Source organism: Micromonospora echinofusca, from assembly GCF_017614955.1.
Classification (GTDB): Bacteria; Actinomycetota; Actinomycetes; order Mycobacteriales; family Micromonosporaceae; genus Micromonospora; species Micromonospora echinofusca_A.
This window is the reverse complement of sequence record NZ_WVUH01000209.1, coordinates 1-12,961: the sequence shown is the minus strand read 5'-3', so window position 1 is coordinate 12,961 and position 12,961 is coordinate 1. Positions and strand designations below refer to the sequence as shown.

Below are 12,961 nucleotides of genomic sequence, written 5' to 3'. Positions count from 1 at the left end.
GCCCCACCGCCCGGTCACCGGTACCCTGAACGCATGCAGGAGCCGGGAGCCGGGAGCAACCTCGATGGCTGACGCGGACGACGTCCGGCGACTGGCCCTGGCGCTGCCCCAGGTGACCGAGATCGACAGCGACGGCTTCGACTTCCGGGTCGGTGACAAGGGGTTCGTCTGGTCCTACCCGGAGCGCAACCCGGGCCGGCCGAGGGTCATCCGGACGGACATCGCGGTGCTGTACGTCGGCGACGAGGCCGAGAAGCAGGCGCTGCTCCTCGGCGAACCCGGGACCTTCTTCACCACGCCCGCCTACGACGGGCTGCCGCTGGTGCTGCTCCGGCTCGCGGAGGTCGACGTCGCCCGGCTGACCGAACTCGTCACCGACGCCTGGCGGATGCGCGCCCCGGAGGCGCTCGTCGGTGACCTCGACCCGAACGGAGTCTCCCGATGAGCCGGCACGTCCAGATCACCTTCGACGCCCACGACCCACGGGCCCTGTCGTCCTTCTGGTGCGACGTGCTGGGCTACGTCCACCCCGGCCCGCCCGGGGTGGACCTGCCCGAGGGCGCCGACCCGCTGGCCGCGTGGGACGACTTCCTCGTCCGGGTCGGCGTACCGCCGGAGGAGCGCAACCGGGCCTCGGCCATCGAGGATCCGGACGGGCACGGCCCCCGGTTGTTCTTCCAGCAGGTGCCGGAGGACAAGGCCGGTAAGAACCGCGTCCACCTCGACGTCCGGGCGGCCCCGGGACTGCACGGGGAGGAGCGGATGGCGGCGCTGGAGGCCGAGTGCGACCGGCTCGTTGCCCGGGGAGCGACGCGGGTACGCCGCCACGAGCCGGCTCCCCCGATGAGTGCCGGCTTCATCGTGCTGACCGACCCCGAGGGCAACGAGTTCTGCCTCGACTGACCCGGTCCCCCGGTCCCCCGGTGCCGGAGCAGCCGGCGTGCCCCGTCCGGTCCCCGCCGGAGGGACCGGACGCTGGTCGAACTACGCGAATCCGTCACCCACCGAACCTGTGCCGCCGTAACCTGTCCCGGGTGGACCACTGCGGCCGACGGCCGGCACCGGACAGGGGAGGACCGCGGTGGGTGGGCTCTCCTCGGCGCTGCTGCTGGTGATCTTCCTCGCCGCCGCCGGGGTCATCTGGGGAGCGGGCGTCGTCCTGTCGGACGCCACCGATGTGCTGAGCCGCCGCCTGCGGCTCGGACAGGCGCTCAGTGGGGCCATCCTGCTGGCCGTCGCCACCAACCTGCCCGAGATCGCGATCACCACGAGCGCCGCGCTGGCGCACCACGTCGACGTCGCCGTGGGCAACATCCTCGGTGGCATCGCCATCCAGACCGCGGTGCTCGCCCTGCTGGACGCGGTCGGCGTACGGCCCCGCAGGCCGCTGACCCGGCTCGCGGCCTCCCCCACCCTGCTGATCGAGTGTGCCCTGGTGGTGGCGCTGCTACTGGTGGTGGTGATGGCCGCCCAGCTACCCGGGTCGGTGATCGTCGCGCGGCTCACCCCGGGCGTGGTGCTCATCGGGCTGCTCTGGATCGCCGGGCTGCTCCTGGTCCGGCGGGCCCGACGCGGCCTGCCCGGGCCGGGCGGCGGCGCCGCCGACGCCGGCCAGCCGGACGCCGGTGACGGTGGCGGTGGCGGTGACGGCCAGCCGGACGCCGGCAACGGCAACGGCGACGCGGGTACGCCCGCCAAGAGGGCCCGGCTGGCGCGGATGGGCACCCGCCGGGCCGCACTGATCTTCGTCGTCGGCGCGGCGGCGACCCTGGCGGCCGGGGTGCTCGCCGCCGTCTCCGGGCAGGAACTCTTCGGCCGGCTCGGCATGTCCGGGGTCGTCTTCGGGGCGACCGTGCTCGCTGCGGTGACCGCCCTGCCCGAGGTCACCACCGGGCTCGCCTCCACCCGGCTCGGTGACTACCGGCTGGCCGTCAGCGACATCCTGGGCGGGAACGCCTTCCTGCCGGTGCTCTTCCTGCTCGCCACCGTGCTCTCCGGGGAGGCGGTGCTGCCCCGGGCGCACCCGACCGACATCTACCTCACCGCCCTCGGTGGCCTGCTCACCATCGTCTACCTGGTCGGGCTGGTGTTCCGACCGCAACGGCAGTGGCTACGGATGGGCCCGGACTCGATCGCCGTCCTGGTGCTCTACACGGTCGGGGTCGCCGGTCTGCTGCTGGTGCCGAGCTGACCACCGGAACCAAACCCCACGTCGCAGCGACCAACGGGCAGAGACAGATCGCTGGACCCGGCCTTCAGCACCATCGCCGTCTCCGACGCCGCCCGGCGGAAGGTCGCCACCGGCGAGCCGACGGTCAGCGGTACGACGGGCACGGTGACCGTCGACGAGACGTTGGCCAACGGCACCTACACGGTCGCCCACCGGGTGGTCTCCACCGACGGGCACCCCCGTGCAGGGCTCGTACCGGTTCACCGTCGCCGACCCCGCCGCCACCGCGCGTCCGGCGGCAGCGGAGCCGACCGCCACCGGACCGGCGGCCCCGGCCTCCTGGTCCCGGTCGGGGGCGCAGTCCTGCCGGTGGCGGCCGTCGCCGGGGCCGTCGTGCTGTCGCGCCGCCGCAGGTCAGCCGCGGAGCCGGTCAGCCGCGTAGCAGGGGCAGCACCCGCCGGCCGAGCAGGTCGATCCCGCCGTACGGGGTCAGCCCGTGCGGCGTGCCGAACTCGACCCGGCTCGCCCCGGCGTCGAACACCGCTGCGGCCTGGGCCGCGACCTGCTCGGGGCTGCCGGAGAAGGCGAAGAGGTCGAGCAGGTCGTCCCCGATCAACGCGCCCGCGAGGTCGTCCTCCCGGCGGTTGACGTGCCGCTGGATCCGGGCCAGCAGTTCCGGGTCGATGTCGATGGTGGGATCGAGGGAGGCCACCACGGCGAGGTACATCGCCACCTCGGTGCGGGCCACCCGACGGGCGAGCGCGCCGTCCTCGTCGACGACCGTCACCGCGCCGAGCACCACCCCGGTCCCCCCGGTCCGTCCGGCCGGTGCCGCCTCGTCCAGCCAGGCCCGCATCGTCTTGGCCATCGCCGGGTTGGCCGAGCCGCCGACCTTCACCTCGCTGGCGAAGGCGGCAGCCGCCCGGGCGGTCTGCTGCCCCCAGGTGCCGACCAGGACCGGCACGTCGGGACGGGTCGGGGCGTACCGCAGCAGGGTGCCCGGGGCCACGGTGAACTCGCGCCCCTGGAAGCCGCCGTCGTCCCCGGCGAGCAGCAGCCGGACCACCTCGACCGTCTCGGCGATCCGGCGCAGCGGCCGGGCCTGCGGTACGCCGACCCGGTCGAGCCAGGTACCCCGGGCCAGCCCGAGGTAGGCGCGGCCGTGCGAGGCCAGGTCCAGTGCGGCGATCTGGCCGGCGATCTCCACCGGGTGCAGGGTGAACGGGTTGAGGCAGGCCGCGCCGAGCCGGATCCGCCGGGTGTGCCGGGCGGCCACCAGCAGCGGGAAGATCGGCGGCTGGTACATCAGGTCACCGAAGACCGACAGCACGTCGAAGCCGTGCCGTTCGGCCAGCTCGGCCAGGTCGGCGTACTCGTCGGCGCTCTTGTCGGACTGGAGGCCGATCCCGAGCAGGCGCTCCCCGGTGCTCACGTCAGCTCCCCGGTGGGGATCTGCCGGCGGGCGGTCCGCTCGATGCGCAGGATGACCCGCTCGTCCGGATCCGGGCAGGCCACGTGGGAGTCCCGGGCCAGCCAGTCGCCCTCGGCCAGTTCCCGCTGCTTGGCGGGGAGCAGGGGCAGGCAGGCGGCCAGGGCGTAGAGGCAGAAGTGCCGGCCGGCGGGGATGCTGAGGCGGCTGGACCCGGTCAGGTCGACGTGGTCGCCGGGGCGCAGCCCGCACACCGAGCGGCCCTCGATCCGCTCCACCACGACCCGCAGGTCGTACAGGTCGGTGACCGGCTCGTCAGCGCTCATCGGACGGCCTCCGCATGGTGGTGCACGATCCGCCAGGTGTCCCCCTCGCGGCGCAGCACGTCGGTCACCCGGAAACACTCGTCCGGGTGGTCGCCGTCGTGGCGGGCCCGCAGCACGTAGTGCACCAGACCGGTGTCGCCCCACGCCACGGCGCGGAGCTGTTCCGGCGCCACCGCCACCGGGGACGCTGCCGGTGGCCGCGCCGCCCGGCGGTCCCGCAGGTCGTCGAGGGCGGCCAGCCCGGTCAGCAGGGTGTCCGCGTCGGACTCCCAGATCGTCAGGTCCGGGTGCAGGTGGGCGTCGAAGGCGGCCCGGTCGCCCAACGACCGGTACATGTCGGTGATGGTGGCGGTGAGGTCGTCAGTGGTCAACGGGATCACTTCCGGTCGGGGCTGGGGTGACGGTTTGCGGGTCGACGGTCAGGGCTGGGGGTGACGGTTTCCGGGCGATGGTCGGAGTGCCGGCCGCCGGGGCGGCCGGTGGGTCAGGTCGCTTCGGCGAGCGCGGCGCGGAGCGGGTCCAGCCCCATCGGGCCGAGCCGCAGCGCGGTGGCGTGGAACCGCTTCCGGTCGAACGCGACGCCCGCGCGCTGTTCGGCCTCCCGGCGGGCCTGCTGCCACAGCCGGGCCCCGACCTTGAAGGCCAGGGCCTGTGCCGGCCAGCCGAGGTACCGGTCGACCTCGAACCGCGCGGTCGCGGCATCCAGGCCGGCGACCCGGGTGAGCAGGTCCACGGCCACCTCGGGGGTCCAGCGTGGGGCGTCGGTGAACCCGTTCCCGGCCGGGACCGGTAGGCCCAGGTGCAGGCCGAGGTCGACGACGACGCGGGCGGCCCGCCACATCTGGCCGTCGAGCATGCCGAGCCGCTCGGCGGGGCCGGCGTACAGGTCGATCTCGTCGGCGAGCCGTTCGGCGTAGTGCGCCCAGCCCTCGGCGTACCCGTGCACCTGGCACAGCACCCGCTGCCAGGGGTGCAGGTCGGCGGTGGTGAGGGTGACGGCGTGCTGGAGGTGGTGGCCGGGCAGCCCCTCGTGGCAGAGCGTGCCGACGTGCCGCCAGACGGGCACGTCCGACGCGCCGGGCGGTACCGACCACCAGATCGCGCCGGGACGGGTCAGCCCCGGGTCGGGTGGGGTGTAGTACATGACCCCGGAGGCGGCGGGACTGAGCCGGCACACCACCTGGCGGGTGGCGGGCGGGATGTCGAAGTGCGTCCCGTCCAGCGCGTCGGTCAGCAGCGCGGTCCGCTGCCGCAGCCAGTCCTCCAGGGCGGGGCCGACCGGTACCCGCCCGGCCGGGTCGGCGTCCAGTGCCGCCCGCGCGGCCGGCACGTCCGGGTGGCCGAGTTCGGCGGCCACGGTACGCAGTTCGGCGGCGGTACGGTCCAGTTCCGCCCAGCCGTACGCGTACAGTTCGTCGAGGTCGACTGTCGCGCCGAGGAAGCTGCGCGCGGTGACCGTGTAGAGGTCCCGCCCGACACCGTCCACCTCGGACGCGGCCGGGGCCAGTTCGGTCCGCAGGAACGCGGCGAACCGGGCGGTGGCGGTGGTGGCCAGCTCCGCCCCGGCGTCGAGCTGCCCGGCGAGTGCACCGCCCGGGTAGCCGGCCACGAGGCGCCGGTAGAAGTCGGCGGTGGTCCAGGCGGTGCACTGGTCGGCGACCGCCAGCACCTGCCGGCGGGCGACCAGGTGGCCCTGCCGCGCCGACCGGCGCAGCGTGTCGGCGTACTGGTCGAGGGCGGTGGGTACCCGGTGCAGGTGGGCGGCGACGACCGCCCAGTCCTGTTCCGTGGTGCGGGGCAGGTTGTCGAAGACCTGCCGGACCAGGTGCACCGGGGTGGCCAGCGGGGCGAGCAGCCGGGTGGTGAACCCGGCGTCGTACAGGTCGGTCTCGCTGGCCAGCCGGTCGACCAGGGCACCGGCCAGGGCCCGTTCGGCCGGGCCGGACGCGGTCGCCGTGGCGGCGCGCGCCGCGGTCCGCCGGGCCAGTTCCGCGCGGGCGTCGAAGCCGTCCGGGGAGAGGTCCGCGAACTGCGAGCCGGGGGTCCGCCCGGCCGCCTCGGCGGCCTGCGGGTCCAGCCCGGCGAGCGCGTCGAGGTACCCGTCGGCGACCTCGGTGACGGTGGTCATCGGGCGGCCCGGCGGTGGTCGTCGCGGTACACGACGCCGCCCTTCATCACCAGGTGCAGGGTGCGCAGGGCGGAAACCGAGCGGGTCGGGTCGTCGCGCAGCACCAGCAGGTCGGCGTGCTTGCCGACCTCGACACTGCCGAGCCGGTCGTCGGCGCCGAGCCACTGCGCGGGGCGGATCGTGGCGGCCTTCAGCGCGTCCGCGACCGACATCCCGGCGTCCACCATGAACTCCAGTTCACGGACGGTGGCGGTGGTCTCGTCGTACCCAGCGTGCGGGGGCATGTCGCTGCCGAGGGCGATCGGCACCCCGTTGCGGATGGCGTGCTGGAGGCTCTCCCAGTGCCGGGGGCCGGCGGCCAGCGCCCGGTCCATCAGCCAGCCGGGTACCCCGGAGTCGCGGAAGAACTGCTCGCACCGGCTCACCACGATGGTCGGGACGTACCAGACACCCCGGTCGGCCATCAGCCGGGTCACCTCGTCGGTCAGCTCGTAGCCGTGTTCGACGCAGTCCAGGCCGAGTTCCACCGCCCGGCGTACCGACTCGGCCGGACCGGCGTGCGCGGTGACCTTGCGTCCCCAGTCGTGCGCGACCCGGATGACGGCGGCCATCTCGTCGTCGAGGAGCTGCGGGGTGTCGATCGACTCGAACTGGCCGGCGATGCCGCCGGAGATGCACACCTTGATCAGGTCGGCGCCGGCCCGGATCTGCTCGCGGGTGAGCCGGCGGAACCCGTCCGCGCCGTCGGCCTCCAGCGCGTCGGCCTCCCAGCCGTGGCCTCCCGTGCAGCAGAGCGCGTGCCCGGCGGTGAAGATCCGGGGCCCGTCGACCGCGCCCCGCTCGATGCCCCGGCGCAGGGCGAAGTCGGCGTAGCGGCTCTCGCCGACGAGCCGCGCGGTGGTGACGCCGGAGTGCAGGGTCCGCCGGGCCGAGTCGGCCATCAGCAGGACCAGTTCGGCCAGGTTGGACCGGTGCACCTCGTCGCCGAGGTGGCCGGGCAGGCCGAGGGAGAGGTGCACGTGCATGTTGGTCAGGCCGGGCATGACGTGGTCGCCGCCGAGGTCGACCACCCGGGCGGCCGGGCCGGCCTCGGCGAGGACGTCGTCGACCTGACCGACGGCGGCGATCCGGCCGTCGGCGCCGACCCAGATGCCCCGGTCCGGTTGGGATTCGTCCCGGACCCCGTCGTAGAGGGCGAGGTTGACCAGGACCTGTTCGGTGGCGGTGTGCATGGGTGCGTCCTCAGGATGCGGCCGCCGTGGCCGGTGCCACGGTGGGGTCGGTGAGCCAGCAGGCGGCGCTGCGTCCGCCCAGGTCGACGGTGGGCGGCTGGGTGCCGCACGGGTCGAAGGCGTGCGGGCAGCGCGGCCGGAACCGGCAGCCGGTCGGCGCGTTCGACGGGTCGGGGACCTCACCGGCGAGCGGTTTCGGCAGCGTCGGCGTGGCGCTGATCTGCGGTACCGCGTCGATCAGCGCCCGGGTGTACGGGTGCCGGGGTGCGCGCCACAGTTCCCGGGTGGGTGCGGTCTCGACGATCTTCCCGAGGTACATCACGGCGGTGACGTCGGCGATCTCGTGCACCAGGGCCAGGTCGTGCGAGATGAACAGCATCCCCATGTCGAGTTCCCGGACCAGCCCGACCAGCAGGTTGACCACCTGGGCCTGGGAGGAGGCGTCCAGCGCGGTGACCGGCTCGTCGGCGATGATCATGCGGGGTTCCGGGGCCAGGGCCCGGGCGATGGCCAACCGCTGCCGCTGCCCGCCGGAGAACTGGTGCGGGTACCGGTCGGCGGCGGTCGCCGGCATCCCGACCCGGTCCAGCAGGTCGGCCACCCGGCCCCGGCGGGCGGCCCCGCCGAGCTGGCCGGGTACGCCGTCGAGGAGCTGGTCACCGATGGTGCGTCGGGGGTTCAGTGAGGCGTACGGGTTCTGGAAGACCATCTGCAACCCGACCTCGTCGTCGGCCCGGCGGCGCCACCCGAGCGGGGTGACCGGCCGGCCGGCGAAGCGGATCGTCCCGGCGCTCGGCGCGGCGAGGCCGACCGCCACCCGGGCCAGCGACGACTTGCCGCAGCCGGACTCGCCGACCAGCCCCACGATCTGCCCGGGGGCCACGTCGAGGCTGACCCCGGCGACGGCCCGGACCGCGCCACGTCCCCGGGCGCGGTACTCCACCTCGACGTCGTCGATCCGCAGCAGGGTCTCCGGCGTGCTCACACCAGCACCTCCAGGTGGGGGCGGACCACGCAGGCCGCCGAGCGGTCCGGGCCGACCGGCTCCAGCGGGGGCGGCGCGGTGCCGCAGGACGGTTCGGCGTACCCGCAGCGGGGCTGGAACGGGCAGCCGGGCGGGGCCTCCCCCGGTGCCGGTGGCCCGCCGGGGATGGGTCGCAGGGTGCCGACCGCCTGGGTGCCGTGCGGCCGGGCGCCGAGCAGGGCGGCCGTGTACGGGTGCCGGGGCGCGGTGAGCAGCGCGCCGGTCGGGCCGGTCTCCACCACCCGCCCGGCGTAGAAGACGTAACCCCGGGTGGTCAACGAGCTGAGTACGCCGAGGTCGTGGGTGATGAACGCGACGGCCAGCCCGGTCTCGGCGCGCAGCCGGTCCAGCAGGGCCAGGATGCCGGCCTGCACGGTGACGTCCAGGGCGGTGGTCGGTTCGTCGGCGATCAGCAGCCGGGGTCGGGCGGCCAGCGCGATGGCGATGGCGACCCGCTGGCGCATCCCGCCGGAGAACTGGTGCGGGTACGCCCGCACGGCCCGTTCCGGGTCGGGGATGCGTACCTGGTCGAGCAGTTCGACCGCCCGACGGTTCGCGGCCCGGCGGTCCATCCGCAGGTGGACCCGCATGTGTTCGGTGAGCTGGCGACCCACGGTGAGCATCGGGTGCAGCGCGGCGGTGGGGTCCTGGAAGACCATCGCGATGCCCGCGCCCCGGACCCGCTGCCAGCCCCGGGCGTCCAGGCCGAGCAGTTCGGTACCGGCGAACCGGGCCGACCCGGTGACCTTCGCGCCCGGGGGCAGCAGACCGAGCAGGCTCTGCGCGGTGAGGCTCTTGCCGCAGCCGCTCTCCCCGGCGATGCCGACCAGTTCCCCCTCGTCGACGCGGAGCGAGACGCCGTGCAGGATCGGCAGCGGGCCGCGCGGGCCGGGCAGGGCGACGGCCAGGTTCTCCACGTCCAGCAGGGCCATGGTCAGCGTCCCTTCGCGTAGCGGGGGTCGATCCGGTCACGCAGCGTGTCGCCGAGCACGTTGAAGGCCAGCACCACGGTGAGGATCGCCAGTCCGGGGAAGACGCTCACCCACCACATCGACAGGTCCTGCGAGCCGAGGGCCACCATCGAGCCCCACTCGGCGGCCGGCGGCCGGGGGCCGAGGCCGAGGAAGGAGAGCGCGGCGAGCAGCAGGACCGCGTTGCCGAGTTCCAGGGTGGCCAGCACGATCGCCGGGCCGACGCTGTTGGGCAGCACGTCGCGGCGCAGGGCGCGCAGCGGGCCGACCCCGAGCAGCCGGGCGGCGCTGAGGTAGTCCTCGCCGCGCATGGTCAGCACCGCACTGCGGATCACCCGGGCGTAGACCGGCCAGGAGACGATGACCAGGGCGAGGACGGCGTTGCGGGTACTCGGGCCGAACGCGGCGGTCACCGCCATGGCCAGGATGATCTGCGGGAACGCGAACACCAGGTCGGTCAGGCGCATCAGCGCCTCGTCGACGAACCGGCCGACGTAGCCGGCGACCAGCCCGAGCAGGCCGCCGAGCAGCAGGGCCAGCGAGACGATGGCCAGGGCCAGCGGGATGGACAACCGGGCGCCGTACGCGACCCGGCTGAACACGTCCCGGCCGAGCGAGTCGGTGCCGAACCAGTGCGTGCCGGACGGCGGGGCGTAGGCGTCGGGGCTCTGCGCCAGCGGGTCGTACGGGGCGACGACCGGGGCGAGCAGGGCGATCACCAGCCAGCCGGCGAGGATGGTCAGCGCCACCACGGCGATCGGCTGCCGCCAGATCGGCCGGCCGGTGCCCCGCCCGCCGCGCAGTCGGCCCAGCCAACCGCGTCGGGCCAGCGCCTTGACCGCCTTCGGGTCCGGGGTCACGGGGTCGGGAGCGATGATGGTCATTGCAGGCGGATCCTCGGGTCGATGAGCCCGTACAGCAGGTCGACGGTGAGGTTGACCAGCGTGTAGACCAGTGCCACGAAGAGGCTCACGCCGAGGATCGCGGGCAGGTCCAGCGCGGTCGCGCTGCGGTAGGCGTACTGGCCGAGGCCGGGCCAGCCGAAGATGTTCTCGACCAGCACGGTGCCGGAGAGCAGCGAGGCGAAGGCCAGTCCGGAGACGGTGATGACCGGGACCAGGCCGGCGCGGAGCAGGTGCCGGCGCAGCACCGTGCGGGTGGGCAGGCCCTTGGCGTACGCGGCCCGGATGTAGTCCTGTTGCAGGACCTCCAGCATCGACGAGCGGACGAACCGGACCAGGATCGCCACGGTCAGCGAGGTGAGCACGAGCACCGGCAGGGTGAGGTGCTGGGCGGCGTCCCAGGCGACGTCCCACTGTCCGGCGAGGGCGGCGTCGACGGTGTACATGCCGGTGACGGTCGGTGGGGGGCTGAACTGGGTGGAGAGCCGGCCCCCGCTGGGGGTCAGACCGAGTTGGTAGAAGAAGACGTAGAGCACCACGAGGGAGAGCCAGAACGGCGGGGTGGAGAGGCCGAGCAGCGCGCCGACCCGGACGATCTGGTCGGTGATCCGGCCGTTGCGGACGGCGGCGAGCATGCCGATGCCGGTCCCGACGAGCAGGGCCAGCACCATGGTGGGGATGGCCAGTTCCATGGTCGCCGGTACGTAGCGCAGCAGGTCGTCCAGCACGGCCCGGCCGGTCTGCTGGGACAGCCCGAGGTCGCCCTGCACCAGGTTGCCCAGGTAGTGCAGGTACTGGACGTACAGCGGCTGGTCCAGGCCCCACTTGGCGCGGAACGCCGCGACCGCCTCCGGGTCGTTGAGCGCCTGGTCGGAGAGGTTCGCGGTGACCGGGTCGCCGGGTACCACGCTCACCAGGCCGAAGGTCACGATGGTGACGCCCAGCAGCAGGCCGGCGGTGATCGCCACCCGCTTGACCAGGAAGGCCAGCAGCGGGTGGTGGCGGCGCGGCCGGGGCCGGGACGCGGTCGTGGTGACCGCGCCCGGCTCGGCGTCGTTCCTGACTGTCGTCATGGTGTCCCTGCTACTTGCGGCCGACCGCGGCGACGTCGATCTGCCAACCGGCCGGCGTGTAGTCGACGCCGGTCAGGTCGCTGGTCGCCACGACGGTCGAGGAGTTGCTGGCCAGCACGATGTACGGCGACGAGGCGTTCATGGCCCGCTGCCACTCCTGCATGGCGGTGGCCCGGGCGGCCACGTCGAGGGTGTCGGTGACCTTCTTACCGGCGGCCACCACGGCCGGGTCGGCGCGGTCCACGGTCCAGCCGGAGCGCAGCGCGGTGGCCTGCCCGGGGGCCATGTTGTTGATCAGCGAGTCGGCGACCGGGTAGTTCAGGCTCTGCGGGGTGAAGCCCATCGGGGACTTGCCGCCGCGCATCTCGTCGAGGAAGGTGGTCAGCGGCTGGGGGTTCAGTTCCAGCTTGATGCCCGCCTCGGCGGCGTCGCCCTGCACCTTGGTGGCGACGGTGCCCAGGTCGACGCCCTTGTAGGTGATCGCCGGGTAGTTGAACTTCACCGTCGGGTTGGTCAGCCCGGCCCCGGCGAGCAGCGCCTTGGCCTTGGCCACGTCCCGCTGCGACGCCTCGCCGGCCGGCAGCGCGCCGGGGAAGGCCGGGGCGACCAGGCCGGCGCCCGGGGCGGCGCCCTTGCCGTAGAGGGCGGCGATGCCCTGGTAGTCGATGGCGGCCCGCAGTGCCTGGTTGAAGGCGGGGTTCGAGGTCACCTTCGACACGGCCGGGTCGGCGTTGAGGAAGAGGAAGTAGACGGTGTCCTGCACGCCGGAGGTCTGCAGGGTGTCCGGCAGTCCGTCGAGGAGTTTGCCGGAGATGTCCAGCGCGATCTCCGCGCCACCGGCCCGCTGCATGGTCAGCTTCTGGGTCTGCACGTCCATGTTGCGCAGCACGACCCGGTCGAACTGCGGCTTGGTGCCCCAGTACTTCGGGTTGGCCTCCAGCACCACCTGGGACGACGGGTCGTACGCCTTGAGCACGTAGGGGCCGCTGCCGATGGAGTTGGTGTCCAGGTACTGCTGGGCGGTGTCGCCCTGGGCGGCGTCCGCGCCGTCGGAGGCACCGTTGGCCTTGGCGACCTTGGAGTTGACCACCCCGGTCGACGGCATGGCGAGCACGACGGGCACGTTGGGGTTCGGGGTGGCCGAGGTGACCACGACGGTCCGGTCGTCCTTCTTGTCGATGGTCAGTCCGCTGACCGTGACCGCCGGGCTGGCCTTGATGTTCTTCAGCCGGTTGAGCGAGAAGACCACGTCGTCGGCGGTGAGCGGGGTGCCGTCGGAGAAGGTCACCCCGGGGCGGAGCGTGAAGGTGAAGGTCTTGGCGTCCGGCGAGGCCTGGTACGACTCGGCCAGGGCGGGGACCGGCTTGCTCACGTCCGAGCCCTCGAAGGTCAGCAGGGTCTCGTAGAGGGCGTGCACGGCGGTGAGGCCGGTGGCCTCGTAGACCCGGCCCGGGTCGAGGGTCTTGAGCACGAACGAGGTGTCCACGGTGAGGGTCTTCGACGTACCGCCGTCCGCGTTTCCACCGCTGCCGCCCGCGCTGCACGCGGCGGTGCTGGAGACGGCGGCCAGCGCCGCCAGAGCGAGCGCTCCGGCGCGGAGCCGGCGAGGGCTAACCGACATGCTGCTCCTACCTTCGTATCTTTTTGAACGGCGCCCGGCGCCCGGGCATCGGGGGGATCGGCAGGCCGGGCGGCGTCGGTGACAC

Annotated in this window: 13 protein-coding genes and 1 pseudogene; 4 read left to right on the top strand and 10 right to left on the bottom strand. The window is 73.9% G+C overall.

Features of this window, described 5'->3' with window-relative positions; genetic code table 11:
• The first annotated feature begins 64 nt into the window (after positions 1 to 64).
• The 4 genes and pseudogenes from GSF22_RS21715 to GSF22_RS21700 all read left to right on the top strand — a co-directional run.
• On the top strand, positions 65 to 445 hold the full coding sequence (locus GSF22_RS21715; RefSeq protein ID WP_208815576.1) for an MmcQ/YjbR family DNA-binding protein: 381 nt from the start codon (positions 65 to 67) through the stop codon (positions 443 to 445).
• A complete protein-coding gene (locus tag GSF22_RS21710; RefSeq protein WP_208815575.1) occupies positions 442 to 903 on the top strand; it encodes a VOC family protein in 462 nt (153 codons plus the stop codon). The genes GSF22_RS21715 and GSF22_RS21710 overlap by 4 nt, the downstream gene beginning before the upstream one ends.
• A gap of 178 nt (positions 904 to 1,081) precedes the next feature.
• The gene (locus GSF22_RS21705) at positions 1,082 to 2,191 is read left to right on the top strand and encodes a sodium:calcium antiporter (RefSeq protein WP_208815574.1); all 1,110 of its coding nucleotides are present in this window, start codon (positions 1,082 to 1,084) and stop codon (positions 2,189 to 2,191) included.
• Between the two features lie 45 nt (positions 2,192 to 2,236).
• A pseudogene (locus tag GSF22_RS21700) lies at positions 2,237 to 2,593 on the top strand (copper resistance CopC family protein); the annotation flags it as partial.
• A gap of 7 nt (positions 2,594 to 2,600) precedes the next feature.
• Here GSF22_RS21700 and GSF22_RS21695 read toward each other — a convergent pair.
• The 10 genes from GSF22_RS21695 to GSF22_RS21650 all read right to left on the bottom strand — a co-directional run bounded on the left by GSF22_RS21695 (position 2,601) and on the right by GSF22_RS21650 (position 12,876).
• Entirely contained in the window at positions 2,601 to 3,602 is a 1,002-nt protein-coding gene (locus GSF22_RS21695) for an LLM class flavin-dependent oxidoreductase (RefSeq protein WP_208815573.1), read from the bottom strand.
• Positions 3,599 to 3,925, bottom strand: coding sequence for a TIGR04076 family protein (locus GSF22_RS21690; protein ID WP_208815572.1), 327 nt, complete (start codon positions 3,923 to 3,925; stop codon positions 3,599 to 3,601). Before GSF22_RS21690 ends, GSF22_RS21695 begins: the two co-directional genes overlap by 4 nt.
• Positions 3,922 to 4,296 carry a nuclear transport factor 2 family protein gene (locus GSF22_RS21685; protein WP_208815571.1) on the bottom strand — a complete coding sequence of 125 codons (375 nt, stop codon included), beginning with the start codon at positions 4,294 to 4,296 and terminating at the stop codon, positions 3,922 to 3,924. Before GSF22_RS21685 ends, GSF22_RS21690 begins: the two co-directional genes overlap by 4 nt.
• A 113-nt stretch (positions 4,297 to 4,409) precedes the next feature.
• Complete coding sequence (locus GSF22_RS21680) at positions 4,410 to 6,053, bottom strand: DUF885 domain-containing protein (RefSeq protein ID WP_208815570.1); 1,644 nt, start codon at positions 6,051 to 6,053, stop codon at positions 4,410 to 4,412.
• The gene (locus tag GSF22_RS21675; protein ID WP_208815569.1) at positions 6,050 to 7,285 is read right to left on the bottom strand and encodes an amidohydrolase family protein; all 1,236 of its coding nucleotides are present in this window, start codon (positions 7,283 to 7,285) and stop codon (positions 6,050 to 6,052) included. The genes GSF22_RS21680 and GSF22_RS21675 overlap by 4 nt, the downstream gene beginning before the upstream one ends.
• 10 nt (positions 7,286 to 7,295) lie before the next feature.
• Complete coding sequence (locus GSF22_RS21670) at positions 7,296 to 8,270, bottom strand: ABC transporter ATP-binding protein (RefSeq protein ID WP_208815568.1); 975 nt, start codon at positions 8,268 to 8,270, stop codon at positions 7,296 to 7,298.
• Positions 8,267 to 9,241: an ABC transporter ATP-binding protein gene (locus tag GSF22_RS21665; protein WP_208815567.1), complete on the bottom strand. Its 975-nt coding sequence runs from the start codon at positions 9,239 to 9,241 to the stop codon at positions 8,267 to 8,269. The genes GSF22_RS21670 and GSF22_RS21665 overlap by 4 nt, the downstream gene beginning before the upstream one ends.
• 2 nt (positions 9,242 to 9,243) lie before the next feature.
• A complete protein-coding gene (locus tag GSF22_RS21660) occupies positions 9,244 to 10,164 on the bottom strand; it encodes an ABC transporter permease (RefSeq protein WP_208815566.1) in 921 nt (306 codons plus the stop codon).
• Entirely contained in the window at positions 10,161 to 11,255 is a 1,095-nt protein-coding gene (locus GSF22_RS21655) for an ABC transporter permease (RefSeq protein ID WP_208815565.1), read from the bottom strand. The genes GSF22_RS21660 and GSF22_RS21655 overlap by 4 nt, the downstream gene beginning before the upstream one ends.
• A 10-nt stretch (positions 11,256 to 11,265) precedes the next feature.
• Positions 11,266 to 12,876 carry an ABC transporter substrate-binding protein gene (locus GSF22_RS21650; protein ID WP_208815564.1) on the bottom strand — a complete coding sequence of 537 codons (1,611 nt, stop codon included), beginning with the start codon at positions 12,874 to 12,876 and terminating at the stop codon, positions 11,266 to 11,268.
• Positions 12,877 to 12,961 lie beyond the last annotated feature (85 nt).